We start from the raw sequence: 2,003 nt of genomic DNA, 5'->3' as shown, positions 1-2,003 counted from the left end.
GCATCGTGGTGTGCATGATCGCGCCGCACGCGATGGACGCTTTTGTCGCCTTTGTCCGCAGCACCAGGGGCGAGATCGTGTTTCGGGCCGACCAGGAGGCCGATCTCAAAGGATTGCCGCCGGCCTATGAATTGACCTGGAACCACACGACGCTACGGGCGATCCGGGTCGATCCGACGATCACCTACCTGCAGGCGCGCTATCCGTCGCCAGATCATCTCGCCCATGTCAAGGCGATGGTCGAGCGCTTCGGCGACGAGGTGCCGGCGCATCTGGAGTTCATCCGCTTCGACGGCGCGATTGGCGCGGCCGGCCTGCCGCTGGTGCGCTACACCACGGAAGAGCGGCTCAACGAGATCATCCGCGTCCACGAGGACAATGGCTGCTGGATCTTCAACCCGCACCGCTACACGCTGGAAGAGGGCGGCATGAAGCGTACGGATGATGTGCAGCTTGCCTTCAAGCGCGAGACCGATCCGCAAGGACTGCTCAATCCCGGCAAGATGATCGCCTGGGAAAACCCCGCCTACGACTACCGCTCGGGCAAGCCCTTCCTGTTCAAGGGCCTGCAAGAGGCGGGCTGATGAACATCCTCGTGCTCTACGCCCATCCGGTGGAGACCAGCTTCAATGCCGGCCTGCACCGGACGATCGTCGAGCGGCTCGCGGCGGCTGGCCACGTGGTCGACGATTGCGATCTCTATGCGGAGGATTTCGATCCGCGGCTGACGCGGACTGAGCGGCTTGGCTATCACGACCAGCGCAGTCCTGCAGACGCAGTCGCCGGCTACATCGAAAGATTGCAAAATGCCGAGGCGCTGGTGCTGTCCTTCCCGGTCTGGAATTACGGCTATCCGGCGATCCTGAAAGGTTTTTTCGACCGCGTCTTCCTGCCAGGCGTGTCGTTCAAGCTGGTCGATGGCAAGGTACGGCCGACGCTGCACAACATCCGCAAGCTCGCCGCCGTGACCACCTATGGCGGCAGCCGCTTTCGCGCCATGCTGATGGGCGACCCGCCGCGCAAGATCGTCAAGCGCATGCTGCGGGCCACGATTCTGCCCGGCGCTCCAGTCTCCTATCTCGCGCATTATTCGATGAACCTTTCGACCGACGAGACGCGCAACGCGTTCATGGCAAAGGTCGCGGCCAGCATGGATCAATTCTGATGCGCGTGCTGGTGGTCTATTGCCATCCGGTTCCCGAAAGCTACTGCGCGGCGATCCGCGACACCGCCGTCGAGGTGCTGAAGACGAAGGGTTGGGACGTGCGGCTGCTCGACCTCTATGCCGAGAATTTCGATCCGGTGATGAGCTGCGAGGAGCGACGCTTCTACAATGACCGGGCGCCGGAAGATCCGGCGCTCAAGCCGCACTTCGATCTTCTTATGTGGGCAGAAGCGATCCTCTTCATCTATCCGACCTGGTGGTATGGCCTGCCGGCGATGCTGAAGGGCTGGTTCGACCGTGTCTGGGCGACGGACATCGCCTTCAAGCTGCCGGCCGGCAAGGGGCGGATCACGTCGCTGATGCGGCATGTCACCAAGGTCGGCGTCATCACCACCTGCGGCGCGCCGACCTGGTGGAGCGTCGTCGTCGGCCAGCCCGGCCGCAAGACGATCCTGCGCGGCATGCGGGCGCTCTGCGCCACGCGCTGCAAGACGTTCTTCCTGGCGCATTATCTGATGGATTCGTCGACGCCGAAGAGCCGGGCGGCGTTTCTGGGGAAGGTGAGGGCGAGGCTGGAGAGGTTTTGAGCGATTAGCGTCCTTCTCCCCGTTCTACGGGGAGAAGATGCCGGCAGGCAGATGAGGGGCGGCGCGAACTTAAAAAGGCGTGGCGCTGCCCCTCATCCTCCCTTCGGGCACCTTCTCCCCGTAGAACTGTACAGACTGGGGAGATGGTGGACAGGCGTTCGGAGACATCGTGGACACTTCCCGATCCTTGGATCGGGAGGGATGGAATGCCGTTTTACGAGGTGTCCATGATGGATCAGAAGCGAGAGTTC

General features: G+C 62.7%; 2 protein-coding genes and 1 pseudogene. All 3 read left to right on the top strand.

What is annotated here, in order from left to right:
* Positions 1-584, top strand: a pseudogene (locus EOA24_RS35810) (FAD-binding oxidoreductase); the annotation flags it as partial.
* Positions 584-1,165: an NAD(P)H-dependent oxidoreductase gene (locus tag EOA24_RS35805; RefSeq protein ID WP_189342016.1), complete on the top strand. Its 582-nt coding sequence runs from the start codon at positions 584-586 to the stop codon at positions 1,163-1,165. The pseudogene EOA24_RS35810 and the gene EOA24_RS35805, both read left to right, overlap by 1 nt.
* Entirely contained in the window at positions 1,165-1,752 is a 588-nt protein-coding gene (locus tag EOA24_RS35800) for an NAD(P)H-dependent oxidoreductase (RefSeq protein WP_126082146.1), read from the top strand. The genes EOA24_RS35805 and EOA24_RS35800 overlap by 1 nt, the downstream gene beginning before the upstream one ends.
* Positions 1,753-2,003 lie beyond the last annotated feature (251 nt).

Source organism: Mesorhizobium sp. M2A.F.Ca.ET.039.01.1.1, from assembly GCF_003998035.1.
In the GTDB taxonomy this organism is placed as follows: Bacteria; Pseudomonadota; Alphaproteobacteria; order Rhizobiales; family Rhizobiaceae; genus Mesorhizobium.
This window is presented reverse-complemented; position numbering and strand designations above follow the sequence as displayed.